Source organism: Ornithinibacillus liuyingii, assembly GCF_055550225.1.
In genome coordinates this window covers 1-16,968 of the sequence record NZ_JBPWOS010000003.1, presented here as the reverse complement: position 1 = coordinate 16,968, position 16,968 = coordinate 1, and the positions used below count along the sequence as shown (strand labels likewise).

Here is a 16,968-nt window from a genome sequence, read left to right as displayed (position 1 = left end):
GGAGATATAGTAGTAAAAAGATGGGGGTTACCATTCAATTTGAAAGCCATAAGGTAGAATTGCCTGCCATCTACATGATGGAGTTTAATGATGATGTTTTAGAATATTATGATCAGCCCCCAAAAATTAAGGTTAATTATTTTCAAAGTAAAAAAGACAAAAATAAAAAAATGGCTTATTGGTATACCGCTGATTTTTTTGTAATTGAAAAGGAAAGAGCTTACTGGGTTGAGTGGAAAACAGAGGAAGAACTTATTAAAAAGTCACAGGAAAAACCAGATAGATATTTTAGAAGAAATGGGCGATGGAAATTTGCACCCGGAAAAGATTATGCTACACAGTTTGAATTAGATTTTCTAGTACGATCGAATTCAGAGATTAATTGGATACTTCAACGAAATCTTGAATTTCTGGAAGATTATATTATCAATGAGCATACACTCGAAAATTCAACGATCTTGAAGATAAAGGAGTCCATATTATCAGCACCGGGTTTAACTTTATTAGAACTTATACAACTTGGAGAGGAACAATTTACTGCTGATGATATATACGCCTTAATTGCAAATAATACTATCTATATTGACTTATATAATGACTTAATTTCCGAACCAGAAAATGTAACCGTGTATTTAAATAAAGAGCAGTTTAAAGGGTTCTCAATTGTAGAAAAGTCAAGAAGAAAAAGTAAAAGTTCGAGTAAAATTGAATTAAAGAACGGTCAAAAGATCTTGTGGGGAGATACAGTTTGGGAGATTCTACACTATGATCAAAGCAATAACATTATCTTTTTACTTCGAGATGGAGAAAAAGAGCATAAAGAAATGCCTCTCGAAGTATTTGAATCATTAATTTCTGATGGTTATATTGAAGGGATTAATAAAAATGTTTCTAATAATGATAAGGTTACAGAATTAATTATTCAAGCAAATGAAAAGGATTTAAAAACTGCAAATAAAAGATATGAAGTTGTGATTAAAGTGTTAAATGGAGAAGAAGTGAAGCTAGAAAGTGTAACACAAAGAACTGTACGAAATTGGGTAAAAAAATATAAAGATGCAGAAGAATTATATGGTAATGGTTTTGTTGGTCTCTTACCTAAAACAAAAGAAAGAGGTAACCGAGAAGATAAACTTCCTAAAGAAACGAAGGATCTAATGGAACAAATGATAACTGATAATTATGCAACCATCAAGTCTAAATCCGCAAGAGAAGTTTACCGTGAATTTTTAGTGAAATGTGAAGACTTAAAAATACCTGATGCATCTTATAAGGCTTTTTGGAAAGCGATTAAGCGTCGTTCTAAATATGATATGGAAAGAGATAGAAAAGGGAGAAGAGCAGCTTATAAATATGAAGAGTTTTATTTTGAGCTGGAATTCACTACTCCAAAACATGGAGAACGAGTCTTTAATCAAGCGCATATTGACCACACCGAATTAGATATAGAATTAGACATTAATGGAAAGGAGTCAGTCCGACCGTGGCTCACATTAATGATTGATGCTTTTTCTCGTCGTATTCTTGCTTTCTATTTAACGTTCGAGGCACCATCGTATCGCTCCTGTATGATGGTTATTCGAGAATGTGTAAAAAATTATAATCGATTACCCAATTATATTGTGGTTGACGGAGGAAAAGAATTTAATAGTGTATATTTTGAGTCCCTGCTTGCATTTTATAAAGTTCATAAAAAAGAAAGACCAGCAGCAAAAGCTAGATTTGGAAATGTTGTCGAAAGGGTCTTTGGGACAACAAACGAGTTCTTTATTCATAACTTACAAGGTAATACTCAAATAACAAAAAATGTAAGACAAGTTACTAAATCAGTTAATCCAAAAAATCATGCTGTATGGACACTTGAATTATTACATGAAAGAATAGATAGTTGGATCAAAGATGTACATGATAATATGGAAAACCCAACACTTGGTCAAACGCCAAAAGAAGCTTTTGAGGAATCAATTGCAATTTCAGGTAGTCGACCAAATACCTATATTCCTTATAATGATACATTTATCTTAATGACGTTACCTTCTCCTAGTGGAAAAACACGTAAAGTTCATCCGGGACAAGGTGTAAAATTATTGTATTCGTATTATTGGTGTAATGAATTCCGAGATCCACTAATTGAAAATACAATGGTAGAAGTTAAGTATGATCCATATAATATCGGTGTTGCCTATGCGTTCATAAACAACAAATGGGTCAAATGTTTATCAGAGGAATATAAATATTTAAATGGAAAAACTGAAAAAGAAATAAAATTAATTGCAGAAGAAATCAGAAAGAAAAAGAGCGTATATTCAAGATCTAACTCAATAACGGCTAAAATGATTGCTAGATTTATCATAGAATCTGAGTCAATAGAAGAAAAATTAAATGTTGAAAAAAACAAAGCTGCCGAAGTAAAAAGAGACTTTAAAATCGTTGAAGCACAAAATGGAATAGACAAGGATTATAGTAAAAAGGAAATCAGAGTAGATGAGGACATAGATGAAGATGAATTAGTAGATTATGGGGAGTTATCTATATGAAAAATGCTAATAGAAGATTTAGTGAAGAGCTGTTACTAGATTCCAAAGAAAAAAGACTCGACTTCTTTAATAATTATACCGTTTCACATCCAAAATTAGGAAAAGCACTTATAGAATTAAAAAAAGCAATATACTCACCTGAGAATTTTAACGTAATTATGATTGTTGGCCCTTCTGGAGTTGGAAAGTCTAGATTGTTTGAGCAAACATTAAAATCAGTTTTAAAAGATATGGTAGAAGATATGGAACAGGACAAAAGTATAATTCCAATAACTGGAATAGAGCTGCCGAATCCTGACTTGGGGAAATTTAATTGGAAAGATTTTTATTATCGTGTTCTTTCATCTTTAAATGAACCATTAATTGATTATAAAATAGATGTTCAAAAGGTTTTAGGAAATACAAATAAGAAAAGAATAAATACTAAAAAGGCTGAAACTGCACCAGAATTACGTCGATCTCTGGAAAATGCATTTCTATATAGAAAAACTAAAGCTTTACTAATTGATGAAGCACAACATTTTTTTGATGTTGGTACAGCGGTTAAAATGCAAAGGCAGTTTAATTCAATAAAATCTTTATCAAATATGGCCAATACAAAAATTGTCCTATTTGGTACGTATGACCTTAATTCAGTAATAAATCTAGATGGACAATTGTCTAGAAGGGTTCATGAAATTCACTTTCCAAGATACGACTATAGTCAAGACGAAGAAATTAAAATGTTTAAAAATATGCTGTTTTCATTCCAAAGAGCATTGCCTTTAAAAGAAGAACCCAATCTAGTGAAACTTCATGAGTATATTTATGAAAATTCTATAGGGTGTGCAGGCATCGTAAAAAACTGGTTGCAAAGATGCCTTTCGGAAGCAATTGATAATAATGAAAAGACTATAACCCTTAAAAACTTAGAAAAAAATGCTATGAACACTAAAAAGTTACTCACATTAGCAAAGGAAGCTAATAGTGGTGAATTAAATTTTATATATAGTAAAGAAGATAGAGAGGAATTAAAAGCATTATTAGGAACAAAAGAAATCAAAACAACAAAACAGCAAAGAAAGGGTAATCCAACGCCCGGAAAAAGAAATCCTGAACGGGATGCTGTTGGCTAACTTTTAATGTGTAATCATATAAAGAGAAGAATACTAATCAAAAACTGAGTGGTTTCTACTGCTCAGTTTTTGTTATTTAAATTAAGTGAGGGGAATGCAACTATGAATGCTATTTTAGATAGATTACTAGAAAGTGAAGAAGATACTCATATAATTGAACGTTTTTTGTCAACAAGAAGTGTTTTATATAATTTGGAACCAGTTGGAGTGGGGACCCCTTATGTTGAAAGTCTTACTAGCTATATTTCAAGGTTGGCAAATGAACATAATGTTAAAGTATCGTCATTATTTAGATTGATTGGAGAGTATACTGATAAAGAGTTTTTCAAAAAGAAGTATGGAGAATCATCTATAAAGTACAATTCGTTATCATATATTAATGGATTTGGATTTTCATGTATAGAAACTGTAAAAGCATTGGAAAAATTAACTGCAAGAAAGGATATTCAGTTCTTGACATTACTTAACTGGTCGGAAATTTTTGTAAGTAATCCTGTTGGGAAATATAAGAAATGGTGTCCCTACTGTCTAGATAATATGAAAAAAGAAGAGGATGTTATATATGAACCTTTAATTTGGTATATGTCTGATATTGATAAGTGTGATATTCATGGGACTTCCTTATGCGAAAAATGCCCTGAATGTGGGAAAAGGCTACCATTTATAAGCGATAAAAATAAAAATGGTTACTGCAAATATTGTCATACATGGTTAGGGATTTCGAATAGACTCACAGAACAGAGGGTGCTAAGCGAAAATGAAAAGTTTATAATCAGATATTATAAACAATTATTTGCAAACGCTCCTTATCTAAAGTCTTACCCTATCAGAAATTCTTTGCGTCAAATGCTATTAATTGTAAGAGATAGACTGGGTTTTAACAGCTTAAATTCCTTTTCTAAATTTTTAGGAGTTGCGCAAGTTGGTCTTTATAATAATGAGTCTTTCACTGAAAAGCTTTCTAATAACAATTTGATAAAAGTTTGCAAAAAGTTGAACTGTACAATCTATGATTTATTATTTGGATCTAAAGTCAATATAACAATTAACGTTGAAAAATATAATAATCGATCTAGCCACCAAAATAGATACACAAAGTCAGAAATTGAAAATTGCTTAAAAGATGCAATTGCTTTAGATGTTCCTAAAAGCCTTTGGAAAATATGTACAGAAAGTGGTTTTTCTGTTAATACAGCTAAGAGACACTGCCCCTCATTATGTGACTTCATAAAAGAAAGATATAATGATTATAAAAATAAAGTGACTGAGGATAAGCTAAAAGAAATTGAAGGAATATTAAAAGGTGCTGTGGAAAATAGCAAATATATAAGTCCATATGAAGTTGTAAAACAATTTGGCATGTCTGCTAATACGGTAAAAGAAAAACTACCCGATTTATGGAAAATGGTAATTAATAATAATCAAAAATATAATGCTAAAGTTCAAGAAAAAAGAGAGGGAAAAATCTTAATCGAAATAGAAAAAACTATAATTAAACTGCATTTGGAAGGAAACTATCCGAGTAAGCATCAAATAATTCAAAGAATGAATCATCCATTCCTATTTGTAAAAGAAGTAGAAAATGAACTTTGGAAAATAACTCTAACTTCACTAGGGTACTCCATTAGATAGAGAATTCTAGGGGTACTGAATGGGATGGTTAAAACAGAATAACAGTATGAACCATAAAATTTCCTAAAGTAAAAAAATTACTCATAAAGCTTCCTAAAGTATAAAATTATAGCGATTTAACCTCATTCCTATTTTTAAATCCTATTTTTATAAAAAAATTAATACCTTTAAAACGCATTAAACCCTTGTGATTGTTGAGTTGGAAACTTTATGGGTAACGCTTAGGAAATTATATGGGTTCTGTCACAGTTATTGTGACTTCAAGCATAAGTCTTTAAAATATGAAAGATTATATTAATGAGAATGAGACATAAATAGACAAATAACCCTCCTAATTTTTACAATAACAGGGGTTTGGAAATTTATAAAAGCCATATCTTTGTAGATAGTACACTATCACTGTGGAGTTGATATAACGGTTGTAATGTATTGAGCTCCTCTGTAATTGAACTTTTAAGTAAGAGTATAATGAATATAAGATTCATTACTTCTGTTGGCAATGGAACATCAAGAGAACACATATACTACGTAGCAATCCTCTTAATAATTTTCTATTATCCGATTGACCACCTGTAGTACGGAAGCTACTTAAGATGGATTTAAAGCTCCATTTTAGGTGGTTCCTCAAGCCATCCTTTATCCATCATAAGCACTAAACCTTCCCTGGTGTATCCAAGTATATCTTTGCCTTGCGCTCCTATTTTCGTTGTAACGTCGTTTCTCCACAAGAATGTAGCACTAAAGCCTTGACCTCCTAAACTAAAGCTACCCAAGAGAAAATTGCAAAACATCATAAGCCTTTCTGAAAAGGGAGCTATAGTTGAACTCGTAACGGTTCCTCCTGATGAAGAAGGGGGTTGGATATTATCTTTTAGAAGGATACCTTCAATTTCTTTCTTAATTTCTTGGGAAAGTACCATTCCTTTTGTGAAATACTTTTGTACATCTTTATCTTTGGCACATTGTGCAAAACCCTTCATTAATTGCGTCCCTATTATATTGTTTTCTAACGCACGATAGAGTACGCCGAACTCAATAGTATTTAATGGTCGCTTATGCCCCAAAATGTTAGTTCCTTTCATATATTGATTATCCGTTATGAAATCAATTGATTTTGGCATAGTGATAAAATTAGGACGGGGCAGAAACGACTTTTCAAGAAGATATTGTGTAAATTGATTATAATAAGTCTCTGTTATTTCAGAAAGCTGCTTGTAAAATTGAACAATGTCTTCTTTATAGGATATGGATAAATGGAGTGCGTACATCCCTGTACTGATTTCCTTTAAAATCCGGCTAAACAAAATATCGAAGCCATTTTCCCATAGCATTGGTGCATCTAGATTGACATCCTCTTTGGTAAAGCCTTCCGGAAGAGCCGCCCCCTCATTTTGAAACATGGTTTCCATTACGGTAACCTTTGAATGAAGTTGTTCCCACAAGCCTGACATGAGATTTTTAGCTTCTTCATCATCAGCTTTTTCAATGAAGTATTCCAGCATCCTCAATATCATCGTTTTTTTATGATATGTCATCCAAAGCGCACCAAGTTCTGCGGAGCTCATTTTAGTTTTATTTGTCACTATATAAACCTCCAACTTTCTATTATAAGTATATTTTTTCCTCCCTATCGACAATTATGTAACCCTCACTGAACGTTTTAGACGCCTTTAAATAAGTATCTACCTGAAGCATCCTTTATACGAGAATTGTTAGCAAGTATTTTTTTATGTGACTGGGAATATCCAAGAAAAAAAGTATGGTCCAATGACTAGATTACGTACAACTGGATTGTTCGACCAATCAAAATATCAACAAATAAATAAAATGAATAAGGAGGTGGAAAGCTTGCCATTTGCAGAATTAGGTTTTAGAATAACAAGCCCATATGGATATAGAACGGATCCGATTACAGGGCAAATAAATGTATTTCACAGTGGTATTGACCTAGTAAGGGCTCATCAGGCACCATTAGAAGCATTTGTTGGAGGTACCGTGTTATATGCGGCTGACGGGGTGTCTGGAACAGGGGTCGGAGGCTATGGTAAAGTGGTAGTCATCCAAGATAAGAATAGTTGCGCACATATATATGCACACCTGGATTCTGTTGCAGTTCGTAAAGGTCAAAGGGTTAGTCAAGGAGATATAATAGGACGCCAAGGGGCAACCGGGAATCGAGTAACAGGGTCTCACTTGCATTACGAAGTCCGTAAAAAGTCAAGTCCTGCACTGGGTTGGATAGATGACCCTATCGCAAGAACGCATGATCCTACTAAATATCTTGAAGAATATTATGCTACAGATAATGATACAAAATCTGAAACTGTGTATGTAGTTAAACCTGGTGATACGTTAACAAAGATTGCTAATAAGTTTAATACAAGCGTAGATGCACTTGCTAAGCTAAATGGCATTAGCCAAAGGAATTTGATATTAATTGGTCAAAGGATTAAACTGCCTGAAAATAGTACATCTAGGAAAGAAACACTATATCTACCAAGAACAATATCCAGATGGAGAGTATATCCTTTAAATAAAGCACCAATAAAAGGGAATGAGAAAGGAATTTTAAATCCTAGGAAATTCGGTGGTTTACAATATGAAGTACTTGGTAAACCACAAGCTCACGTTGTAACGATTCAAACTAGAGATTTTGGCAAAGTGAATATTTACGTACATCCATCAACTGGTGCTGTAATTGCGTAAGAATAAGTGACGTGAATTTAGCAACGGACATATCTAACTCAAGTAACTAGAATTAACTACGGAAGCCCGACTGTCGAATAGTGGTTGGGCTTTTCTACGTTTATCCATGGAAGGTCTATTAATCTATCGTATTATCTCTCACATTAATAAAATGATTGTAGTGACTACGAAACTAGTCCAAGATTCTCTCTTCTTTACTGCGTAGGATGATAGTAAAGAAGGGAGGGGAAATTGATGTGGTATCATTCTATTATGTGTGAATGTTTAAAGAAGAAATATCGCTTTGATGAATGTTATAAAAAGAAATCTCATTGTCTATGTGGTTGTCAGAAAGAATATGATAAGCATAAATATGACGACGAAAAAAATCACACTTGCAACAGTCAAAAGCAAAGATGCTGTGATGATTGTTACAGAAACAAATCCCATGGTTCATGTAGTTGCCAAAAGGAATACTATCACCATAAATGTGATGAAAAAAACCAATCTTGTGTTGTCTGTCAAAAGCAAAAATATGATGGTGATTGCTGCTGCAGAAAGAAAACCCATTATCCATGCGGATGTCAGAAAGAGTATAGCCACCATAAATGCCAAGAGGACAACTATCATGATCATTGCAATAGGCATGGGCATGATGATAAGTGCAAGAAATGTAGTTGTTGCTGTAGCAGGTAGTACGAATGATTTTTCTAATAGGTTATGAGGATAGAAAGCCCAGCGATTTTTAATCAGCTGGGCTTTATTTCTACTTTCAGAAATAGCGAACTCTATATTTAGTAGTCGGCTATCCAATGTTTAAACAGTGTCCTCTCAAGTTATTACCTTCCCTTTGGAACAGTTGCTCCTTGAATACTCACAACAACTAGTATAGGTGAAAGGAATAATTAACCTATTTTTTACATAATTCGACTAAACGGGATGGTAATATTTATTATGATGCTATTCAAGTTTTGTACGTGTTTATTAAAAAGTAATATCGTTATGAGATTTGTTTTAGGCAATCAACCATAGAAAGGGGAATTTTTATTCTTATTTTAATTGGCTCTATCGTATTTAGCATAACCTGTATCTTATGTTTAATCTTATGTGTGAATATGATACATTCTCTAGTGAAAAAGAAAGCCTTTCCGAAAAAAATGCTAATTGCAACGTGTATAGGTTTTCTCCTAGTAGCTATCATTTATATATATGAAGTATACTTTTTTACATTTAATTATATAGATAAAACTCATACTCAAAAGGGACCTGGACCTATTCCGTCGCCAACTGAAGCGTATACGGCTAATGCCTATTATGAGCCATATGGTGGAGCAGCAGGTGGTGTGAATGTATGGGTGGAGGTTACGCATAATGGGAAGAAGAATAAGGTTCAAACCGTTTACTATAGCGATGCAAAAAGTGAGTTTACTATGGAATGGGTAGATGAGAACACCTTATATATTCTAAATGATGAACCTCATTATCCAGAATCGAATAGAAGTATTCAATTAGAAATTGGTAAAGAGATTTATCACGAAAATGGTTTGGCTTGTAGAAGTTTGTTAATGAAGGACGAATATGAGACTTGCTACCATAATTAAATCCTTTTATGAACGAGTGCAATATTGAATTGGATATGCGTATTGATTTAGTTGGAGGACAGTATACAGAAGTATACATAATTTTAAAATAATAGGAAATAATTACCTATTGATATGATAAAATAAAAGGGTGGATTTAATATTACGTTTAAGGAAGTAGGAATGGAATGATATATAAAGCAAATGCTGATGTTAGAAATAAACTAGAAACGATGTTTGCACCTATTGATAGTACGATTATCCTCTCGTGTCTCCAAGGTCATATGGGAACGGCTTATGTGGATAACCTAGAGAATCCTACGGTTGCTCAAATAACTGTTGGGATTTTTGTGTTTTTTGCAGGTGATGCCAATACGAAAGAAGCCGAGGAAATGCTTTACAATATACCAGAATTCACGTTGGCAATTGTGGATTCTGAGGAATGGAAGAATCGTATCGAATCTATTCATAGTGGTTGGGAAAAGTTTCAGCGGTACCGATTTGAAAAGAACTCAAATCATTTTAATAGAATGCATTTACAGAACGTATTGTCTTCATTGCCAACCAGATATGAATTAATGAAAGTTGATACTCATATAGCTAATGAACCGGCATTCCATGAGCTTTCTGAAGACTTCGTTAGTGTATTTGATTCCATTCAAGATTTTATTAATAGAGGCATAGGTTATGCAATTTTACATGAAAGCAAAGTTGTATGTGCAGCAACATCTTATAGTATTTATGATGAAGGTATCGAGATTGAAATTGCTACACATCCACAACACAGAAGGAAAGGATTAGCTAAAGTAGCGGCATCTGCTTTAATACTAGATTGTCTAGAAAGAGGATTTTACCCAAGCTGGGATGGAGCGAATTCGGAATCTGCTAAATTAGCAAAGAAGCTAGGTTACATACTTAAGGAATCATATGATACTTATTTTATTGATGGCAGGAAATCATGTACTATACAAGAAAATGATTAAGGGTTAGAAGACAAACACTAATCCTATCAAGTTCTAATTAGCTTGCATGACGTTATACTAGATTTAAAGGAGTATATTATGGATTTAATGACAGGGAAAGTTATGGTTATAGCGATCTTTTTATTAATCATAACAATGATTGAGACGTTAGCCTATTCTACTAGAATTTCTGGAACAAGAGTAAAACTGATTGCAACGGCCATATCATTATTTAGTACATTAGTGATTGTTTCCCGTTTCTCTACAATGATTCAACAGCCTTTAACCGCAAAATTAATCGCTGAGGCCCCTGAAATAAATAGATTTGAATTTATAGAAGCGCAGTATAGGATTCTAATTGGTGTAACATCTGTAGGGGTAATAGTAGGTATCCTACTTTTCCCAACATTTATCAATATTTTCTCCAAAGCTATTGTGCAACTATCTAACCAACGAGGGTCGATTATAGGGCTGTTCATGAATCATATTAATCTTCGAGGAATAAAGAAAGTATTATTATGCTTTAGGTTACCGAGACTCCATTATCTAAAAGGGGTTACGTATAAGACGATTCCTAAGCGACTTTTTGTTACGAATGTCATTGTTTCCGCTGTATTTACAATTGGTGTACTGTCTTCCATATATGCATCCATGATAGTACCGCATGATTATGCCCAAGCGGCATTAATGTCCTCAGGGATTATTAATGGCATAGCGACTATTCTCCTAACACTGTTTATTGACCCTAAAGCTTCCGTGCTAGCAGATCGAGTTATGAAGAAGGAAAGTAGTTATATTTATTTAAAGAGCTACTCGTTAACGATGATAAGCTCCAAGTTATGTGGAACCATTCTTGCTCAATTTTTATTTGTTCCTGCGGCAAATTATGTTGCCTGGTTTGCAATATGGATATAAAATATGAAAATTTGTACGATTGGAGGGGAGTAAATGGATATTTATGTGTGGAGTTTATTATTTTTAATCATATTTATGCTTCATAATTTGGAGGAGATTATAACCATTGAAAGATGGTTTCGCAAAACGTATCCAAAGGTTAGGGATAGGATTCCTTCCTTTGTACAAAAGGAACTGAAGAATTATCAGGATACTACATCCGCTCAGTTTGCGGTCGTTGTTTTTGTGTTTTCTATTTTTACCTCTTCCCTAGTGATGATAAGTGCATTGACTCAGTATGATTACTTATTTTTGGGGGTTAACCTGCTTTTTGCTTTAAACATTTTTACCCACCCTCTACAAGCCTTGTATTTAAAGAGCTACACGCCAGGAGTTATCACATCAGTATTATTGATTATCCCGTATTATAGTTTATTTTTCTATCATTTTTACAATACCGATCTGTTTGCTTTAAATTCGATTATCGGTGCACTAGTAGTGATGATAGTACTCATACCAATATTCCTTCTTAGTCATCGTATTGGAGAGAAGTGGAGTAAATCATAAACATGTATACTAGGATAGAAATAAATAGGACTAATAGATTTTAAATTAAGGAGTCCAATATAACATAATATTGTATTGAATTTGGAATATTATGTTATTATTTGGTTGGAAGATAATACGTGTAATAAAACAATCGGAGGGGAGAGGTATTATGTATTTAGCGGTAGTAAAGCGTGTTAGAACGAATAATTTTAATGATGATGCCATGATGGAAAAAATTTCAACTATGTGGAAAGAGGCATCCACGGTTTTAGAAAATAAGGATGACATTATATATGGTCTTTACTCTGATTACGAGAGTGACTATAAGGGGGATTATACTTTAACTGTTGCAATAGAAAGTAGCGAAGGTGATACCACGATTAAAATTCCAGAAGCTAATTATGAACGATTTGCAGTAGATACATCAGATGAGAATGGCATAGTGAAGGCATGGCAGGAGATATGGGAGCGTGAAGAGAAAGGCGAATTAAAGAGAGCCTATTCTTTTGATTTTGAAAAATATTATCCAAATGGTCAGATCGAAATCTATATAGCAGTTCAATAAGTAATGAAGCTATATGAACAAACGTGATATAAAATATGTAAAAAACGAGTATTCAAGATACGACTTGAATACTCGTGCGATTTTAATACGGACTAATCATGCTCCGTTCTCCTTTAAAAAGACGTTGCCCTGAATTTGTTGCTTGTTGTGTGTTCACTTGTTTTGACCAACTGGAAATATTCAATAGGATTCCAACTGAAATCATACTAATTAACAGTGATGATCCACCATAACTGATAAATGGTAACGTAATCCCTGTTATCGGTAATAGTCCTAGAATTGCTCCTAGGTTGATAAACATTTGCATAATAATTTGTAGTGTAATCCCAATGGCAAGGAGTCTTCCAAAGGAATTAGGGGCACGTTTGCTTATTAGAAGCCCTTTTATGAAAAAGAAAAGATAAAAGCTAATGACTAGTAGCACACCGATAAAACCTAACTCCTCGGTAATAATGGACATAATGAAATCAGTATGTGCCTCTGGTAAGTAGCCCAGCTTTTGAATACTTTGTCCGAGACCTAATCCTGTTAGCCCCCCAGAATGGATAGAGATATAAGAGTTAATTAATTGATAACCTGCTCCTTGAATATCCGCAAACGGGTCTAAAAATGATGTGATCCGTTGTAGACGGTAAGGAGACATAATCGCAAATGCAGCGAAACTAACGACAGCACCACCAATTAATAACAGCAGATGGTGGAGACGAATCTCTGTAAAAAATAAAATTAAGCAGCAAGAAAATAAAATTAACGTAGCTGAGCCAAGATCAGGTTGAGCAAGTAATAAACCAAATACAATAGCTATCATAATCAGAGGTGGCAAGACACTGTTTTTGAAATTATCGAACTGATCTTCTTTGCGACTATAGAAATAGGCAAAATAGATCAGCATCGATAATTTAGTAAATTCAACTGGTTGCAGTAATATCCCACCAAGTGATATCCATCTTTGCGAGAAGTTGCGCTCCACACCTATATGTGGTACTAAGACTAGTATTAATAATAGTATCGTAGCGAGAGTAAAAATAGCACTTAGCTTACCATAGGCTTTATAAGGGATTACAATCGCTACTAACATGAGAATAAAGCCAATTCCTGCCCAAAAGAGCTGTCGATAGAGATAGTATTCGGGGTTTTCAAACCGTAATGTAGCGTAGGGAAAGCTCGCACTATACACCATGACAACCCCAAATATAACAAAGAGAATCACTGCTATAAATAATGATAAATCGATACGTTTAATAAACTGCAAAGCTAACTCCTTTCTACATCATTCATATTATGTTGATGAAAACATATATTCCTTAGTTTCTCTATTAATACTTTGCACTAAACCAAGTGCAATCATATTCGTTATTAATGCACTACCTCCATAACTTATAAACGGTAATGCAATACCGGTTACTGGCATTAAACTGATGGTCATACCAATATTTTGAAAGACTTGAAAAGCTATTAATATAATGACACCTACACAAATATAAGAACCGAATACATTATTTGCTTTTAGTGCTATCGATAGTATTCGATAGATTAGTAGGAAGTACAATAGAATAACAATACTACTACCGACAAAACCGAATTCCTCACCAATAACAGCGAAGACGAAATCAGTATGTGCTTCAGGAACACGACCAGTTTGTACTTGGTACCCTTGATTAAAGCCTGCCCCCGTAAACTGACCTGAGCCAATTCCGACCAGGGCATTCTTAACTTGATAACTATAGTTCAATGTATATTCAGAAGGGTTTAGCCAACTATTGATACGCCCCATTTGATGAGATTCCAGATAGGGTGATACTAACTCTTGATGGTAATTAAATAAATAGAATAGAAGTGAACTACCGGCTACCATCATAAATAGGATAAGTAGAATTATCTTATAATTAGTATTTGAGATAAATAATATTCCTAGAGCTGTCACTGCAATTAATAGAGCAGAACCAAGATCTGGTTGCTTTAAGATGAGATAAAACGGAATAAGCGTAATTACCATCGTTTTTAAGACGACTGGAATACTTTTCTTAAATGATAATTTATCAGTTCCATATTTTTTCAATACAGCTGCCAAGTAGAGGACAATAAATATCTTCATAACTTCAGACGGTTGAAAATCCATAAATTTTAAATCAATCCATCTTTGTGAACCCTTTGTAGTCACACCAAAGAACTTCACATAAAGAAGCAACATAACTCCAAATATATAGAGATATATAGCCCATTTTTCAAGTAATTCATAATCGAACCTGGCAACAGCGATCATAATACCGAAGCTAACGATATACCACATCAGCTGTCTACGAGCAAAATAGTACGGATCACTATTAGTGTATTGTCCCGATCCACTATAAATCGCGATGACACTAATAATAACTAAAGCAACAAGGAGGGTTAGAATCATATAATCTACTGATGACTTTTTGTTATTGACTGAACGCATCATTGTTTTATTGACACCTGTTGCATGACATACTGTGCTACAAACGCGTCATCTAAATATCCGACTGGAAATAAATAGTCAGGAATCATGTCAACGGACGCTACAAAATATAGTAATGCACTTCCTATTAGAATTAGATCCTTCCTTGTTGCTTTTTGTTCTTTAAAGATTTGTTCCATCTCTTTAAGCTGCTTTATAAAAGGACCTTGACTATTTAGCTCGCCTAGTTTCGTTTTAAATTGCTGTAATATCGTCGTTCTTCCGGATTCCTTCATACTTTCTTCTTGGAAAATAGCTAATTTTTGTTTTAAAGCATCAAAGGTAAAGTTTTCTATCGGTAATTGCATTTCATTTACAATCGAGTGGATATGATAAAAGGAGCCTGGAATCTCCTCTTCGTCACTGTTATTTTCACGAATTAGTTCTGATAATGGAATGTCTAGACACCGGGAAAATGCTTGAAGATGTTCTAGTGTTGCTTTTCTTTTTCCACTTAGGATTCTTGATATGGTTGATGTATGAATAGCTGTCTCTTTTGATAGTTGTCGTAAACTTATATTTTGTTGTTCAATTTTTAATTTAAGTAAAGAAGTATTCACTTCTGTCATTCGTCCTCACCTCAATTGGAGTGACATTGCTATATACGATATATTAAATTTAAAAGAGTGTTGACAATTTGTCAACGAACATGAATTCGAAATAGTATCTGTGCTTCTTAAGATAAATCTATAATTATTTTAAAAAAAGTATTTATAAGCAGGAAAAAAGTTAGATATAAAGAATATTATTAAGTAAATAAATTGATTCAATAGGGAGAATGGATCTTTTGATTTGTTAGAATAATTTGATTTAATTAAGATGAAGGCATATGAAATGATATCTTAACAAGGTAAATCGGTAAATGATAGAATAATTGGAAAACCTAAAAAACCGAATGGTGGGAAGATGAGATGGAGGAAAGATCAAAACCTATTTTAGGGAAAACTATTCAAGTGCGATTAGTCTCTGATTTGAAAAGATCACTGAGATATTATCGTGATGTTCTTGGGTGTAAGGTGGATAACTGGGGGCATGCAGAAAGAGATGAATTTATTGTCATTCTCCAACAATCTAATTCTGAAAAGGATGTTCGACCAAACGCGATATCCAAAAAACGTTCTGATTATCCTACAGAGTGGGATGGGCCAGATTTCGGATGGGATACATATATTCATATAAGCTGGGACGATTTGGACTCTTTTATTGAAGAAGTACGTGGTAAGGGTGGAACTATATCAGTGGAACCGTTTATTGGTAAGCATGGTAAGTGGGAATTTAAAAATGCATATATCGAAGACCCTGATGGATACAACATCGTATTAGGTTCAATGCGTGAAATAGTATAGAAGTATACGGATAGAAATAAAAGAAGTTAAATATTAAGCATATCTTGAAAAACATAATAATAGGTCTATTTAAAAATGATGAATATAATGTCCTAAAGAATAGCTAAAGGAGGAGAATAGTTGCGATGTTAGAGCAAATTCTTTTTAATGAAATCCCTGTCAAGGATATTCAAAGGTCCATAGCTTGGTATACGGAAGTAATAGGTTTAGAGCTAATATGGAATTCAGAAGAGGAGAAGCTTGCACAGTTAAATCTACCATCAGGCCAAATGGTTTTTTTGAATGAAACGATAGAGGATACGAAGGCCAATTTTTTGAAAAATGGTGAGGTACATAATGTTATAGGTTTTCAAACTTCGAATATCGATCATCTTTATAATCATTTAATGAATAATGAAGTACAAGTTGAAGATATAGTGGATGATGGTTTAGGTAATAAATTTTTACACTTTTATGACTTAGACGGAAATAAGTTTTGTGTACAGTATGATAATTAAAGAAAATCTATAACTTGACTAATCGTAGGAAAGAGGCTAACTATATAAAGTCAACAAATTTAGCCCAAAAAGAATAATGTTTTTTATTATAAATTTTGGCATGACAAATAAGCTTGGTGATTACGAT

At 33.4% G+C, this 16,968-nt stretch carries 16 protein-coding genes; 12 read left to right on the top strand and 4 right to left on the bottom strand.

Translation table 11 applies throughout. From position 1 onward, the window contains the following. Positions 1–20 precede the first annotated feature (20 nt). From ACSKT4_RS04665 to ACSKT4_RS04655, 3 genes are all read left to right on the top strand, one after another. The gene (locus tag ACSKT4_RS04665; protein WP_465822906.1) at positions 21–2,537 is read left to right on the top strand and encodes a TnsA endonuclease N-terminal domain-containing protein; all 2,517 of its coding nucleotides are present in this window, start codon (positions 21–23) and stop codon (positions 2,535–2,537) included. Continuing rightward, positions 2,534–3,652, top strand: a complete 1,119-nt coding sequence (locus tag ACSKT4_RS04660; RefSeq protein ID WP_465822905.1) for a TniB family NTP-binding protein — start codon at positions 2,534–2,536, stop codon at positions 3,650–3,652. The genes ACSKT4_RS04665 and ACSKT4_RS04660 overlap by 4 nt, the downstream gene beginning before the upstream one ends. 102 nt (positions 3,653–3,754) lie before the next feature. Further along, positions 3,755–5,284 (top strand): TniQ family protein, encoded by a 1,530-nt coding sequence (locus ACSKT4_RS04655; RefSeq protein WP_465822903.1) that lies wholly within the window; start codon positions 3,755–3,757, stop codon positions 5,282–5,284. A gap of 599 nt (positions 5,285–5,883) precedes the next feature. On the opposite strand, the gene ACSKT4_RS04650 is transcribed toward ACSKT4_RS04655, so the two are convergent. After that, positions 5,884–6,867: a DUF3231 family protein gene (locus ACSKT4_RS04650; protein WP_186870528.1), complete on the bottom strand. Its 984-nt coding sequence runs from the start codon at positions 6,865–6,867 to the stop codon at positions 5,884–5,886. 148 nt (positions 6,868–7,015) lie between these two features. On the opposite strand from ACSKT4_RS04650, the gene ACSKT4_RS04645 reads away from it, so the two are divergent. The 7 genes from ACSKT4_RS04645 to ACSKT4_RS04615 all read left to right on the top strand — a co-directional run bounded on the left by ACSKT4_RS04645 (position 7,016) and on the right by ACSKT4_RS04615 (position 12,519). Continuing rightward, positions 7,016–7,990: a peptidoglycan DD-metalloendopeptidase family protein gene (locus ACSKT4_RS04645; RefSeq protein WP_465822901.1), complete on the top strand. Its 975-nt coding sequence runs from the start codon at positions 7,016–7,018 to the stop codon at positions 7,988–7,990. 352 nt (positions 7,991–8,342) lie between these two features. Then, complete coding sequence (locus tag ACSKT4_RS04640; RefSeq protein WP_465822900.1) at positions 8,343–8,693, top strand: hypothetical protein; 351 nt, start codon at positions 8,343–8,345, stop codon at positions 8,691–8,693. Positions 8,694–9,126: 433 nt separating this feature from the next. Further along, entirely contained in the window at positions 9,127–9,570 is a 444-nt protein-coding gene (locus ACSKT4_RS04635; RefSeq protein ID WP_465822899.1) for a DUF5412 family protein, read from the top strand. A 167-nt stretch (positions 9,571–9,737) separates the two neighbouring features. Next, entirely contained in the window at positions 9,738–10,532 is a 795-nt protein-coding gene (locus ACSKT4_RS04630) for a GNAT family N-acetyltransferase (RefSeq protein WP_465822898.1), read from the top strand. Between the two features lie 78 nt (positions 10,533–10,610). Beyond that, entirely contained in the window at positions 10,611–11,426 is an 816-nt protein-coding gene (locus tag ACSKT4_RS04625) for a lipid II flippase Amj family protein (protein ID WP_465822896.1), read from the top strand. A 33-nt stretch (positions 11,427–11,459) separates the two neighbouring features. Further along, positions 11,460–11,972: an HXXEE domain-containing protein gene (locus ACSKT4_RS04620; RefSeq protein WP_465822895.1), complete on the top strand. Its 513-nt coding sequence runs from the start codon at positions 11,460–11,462 to the stop codon at positions 11,970–11,972. A 151-nt stretch (positions 11,973–12,123) separates the two neighbouring features. Beyond that, entirely contained in the window at positions 12,124–12,519 is a 396-nt protein-coding gene (locus tag ACSKT4_RS04615; RefSeq protein ID WP_211742494.1) for a GyrI-like domain-containing protein, read from the top strand. A gap of 82 nt (positions 12,520–12,601) precedes the next feature. Here ACSKT4_RS04615 and ftsW read toward each other — a convergent pair whose 3' ends face one another. From ftsW to ACSKT4_RS04600, 3 genes are read right to left on the bottom strand one after another with little or no spacing between them, the layout of a single operon-like run. Then, positions 12,602–13,771: a putative lipid II flippase FtsW gene (gene ftsW / locus ACSKT4_RS04610; protein WP_246521651.1), complete on the bottom strand. Its 1,170-nt coding sequence runs from the start codon at positions 13,769–13,771 to the stop codon at positions 12,602–12,604. 27 nt (positions 13,772–13,798) lie between these two features. Next, positions 13,799–14,962, bottom strand: a complete 1,164-nt coding sequence (gene rodA / locus ACSKT4_RS04605) for a rod shape-determining protein RodA (protein WP_465822893.1) — start codon at positions 14,960–14,962, stop codon at positions 13,799–13,801. Beyond that, complete coding sequence (locus ACSKT4_RS04600) at positions 14,959–15,567, bottom strand: helix-turn-helix domain-containing protein (protein WP_211742495.1); 609 nt, start codon at positions 15,565–15,567, stop codon at positions 14,959–14,961. Before ACSKT4_RS04600 ends, rodA begins: the two co-directional genes overlap by 4 nt. 342 nt (positions 15,568–15,909) lie before the next feature. Here ACSKT4_RS04600 and ACSKT4_RS04595 point away from each other — a divergent pair, with 342 nt between their 5' ends. After that, complete coding sequence (locus tag ACSKT4_RS04595; protein WP_465822892.1) at positions 15,910–16,344, top strand: VOC family protein; 435 nt, start codon at positions 15,910–15,912, stop codon at positions 16,342–16,344. A gap of 125 nt (positions 16,345–16,469) precedes the next feature. After that, positions 16,470–16,841: a VOC family protein gene (locus ACSKT4_RS04590; RefSeq protein ID WP_465822891.1), complete on the top strand. Its 372-nt coding sequence runs from the start codon at positions 16,470–16,472 to the stop codon at positions 16,839–16,841. Positions 16,842–16,968 lie beyond the last annotated feature (127 nt).